At 59.6% G+C, this 1,472-nt stretch carries 3 protein-coding genes; all 3 read left to right on the top strand.

Translation table 11 applies throughout. The features are described 5' to 3' along the window. Positions 1–205, top strand: a 205-nt coding sequence (locus V6C16_RS13095) for a hypothetical protein (protein ID WP_333543417.1), incomplete at its 5' end; no start/stop codon positions are given. A gap of 789 nt (positions 206–994) precedes the next feature. Further along, the gene (locus V6C16_RS13090) at positions 995–1,165 is read left to right on the top strand and encodes a hypothetical protein (RefSeq protein WP_012625527.1); all 171 of its coding nucleotides are present in this window, start codon (positions 995–997) and stop codon (positions 1,163–1,165) included. Continuing rightward, positions 1,166–1,472, top strand: a 307-nt coding sequence (locus V6C16_RS13085; protein WP_442886235.1) for a class I SAM-dependent methyltransferase, incomplete at its 3' end; no start/stop codon positions are given.

Here is a 1,472-nt window from a genome sequence, read left to right as displayed (position 1 = left end):
TCCCAGTGAAGATCCCGCCCTGGGCGAACGTCTGGACAGCGTTGATCTGACGCTGCGTGGCGCTTCAGCCCGGCTGGACGCCATAGAAGAGCGGCTGGACGGCCTGGAACCCCGTTTCAACGAGCAGGTGGAAAAATCCGCCGCCGCAGCAGCAGCCCGCATACTGCGCGAAGAAATCGCCCGCCTTCTGGAAAGCGAAGCGTAGTAAAGACAGGCTGCGCCTGGGCAGTGGAGCCGTTCACCTTGAAACTATTGTGACGGCGCGGGCAAACGTCCGCCCCAAAAACTACGCGCCGGTCTTTGCGCTGTCGCACACCGTAATGAGCGCCAGAGAGCGTTGGGAATCTGTGTTCGCACGGTGAAAAAGCGCCAAAGGCGGCAGTGCCGCGCAGACGTTTTTTTGCCCGAAAGTGGAAACCAGCCTCCTGCCCGCCGCGCCCGGCAAAACATGCTGCCCCCCGCTGGCGTCAGGCTTGCCAAGCAGAGGCGGAACGCATATGCTCGTGCGCGATTTCTCCTGCATGGGACAGTAGTCCGCCAAGTTCGCCGCATGCGGTTTTGCTCAAAGACCAAAGCCTGGCGGGATGGCGTATTTTCAACGGCCAGGCTGCCCGGAACGCATGCCGGAAAACGCAAACGTCCACCACGGAGCAACAGGCACACCCCATTTGCGCCGTCAATCACTGTGGCGAACACCGCAGAGCGTTGAGAACGAATGTTCTCAAAAGTAAAATATTTTATGTTATGAGTTACATGCGCATGGAAGCAGACGTATGAACGCTGCCATGCAGAAAGCCGGGAGCATGTCCGGCACGAATATAAAAAAGGGGGCGGGGGCTTTCGTTTCCGTTCTTTTTCCCGTCCAGGCAATGCCCGCTGTGGGTCATGGCCATTCCCCAAAGGGCGGGTTTTGTTTTCCGGTTGCGCGGCCGGCAGGCATAAGCCCCAAAACCGTGCAGCCTGCCGGACGGCAGTAACGAGGCAAGAGGACCGTATGGATAAAGATCGCAAAGAAGCCCTGCAGGTAGCCAAGGAACTGACCGCCAAGTTTATTGAAACACGCACGGTTTCTCCCGGCAATTTCGCAGAGGTTTTTCCCTCTGTATACCGGGTGGTCTGCACGGCCATCGGTGTTGACGCGGATCAGGACAACAAGGGTAAATAAGTGGACTCTTCTCGGCTTTCCGGGCAGCAGGACAGGGCCTCGGCCCCGGCTTCCGCGCCCTCACATGACGCTGCCGTGGCCGGCATGTTCGGCCGCATTGTACGCTTTTACGACCTGCTCAACCGCGTCCTCAGTCTGGGGCTTGACCAGCACTGGCGCAAGGTGCTGGCACGTAACGTACGGCTGGGCGAAAGCGGCGTGGTGCTGGACCTGGCCGCAGGAACTCTGGATGTGTCGCTGGCAATCCGCCGCCAGTACCCCACGGCCCTTGTTCCCGCGCTGGACTTCTGCCCTCCCATGCTGGTAA

Origin of the sequence: Desulfovibrio sp. 1188_IL3213, from assembly GCF_036763145.1 — a bacterium.
In the GTDB taxonomy this organism is placed as follows: Bacteria; Desulfobacterota; Desulfovibrionia; order Desulfovibrionales; family Desulfovibrionaceae; genus Desulfovibrio.
This window is presented reverse-complemented; position numbering and strand designations above follow the sequence as displayed.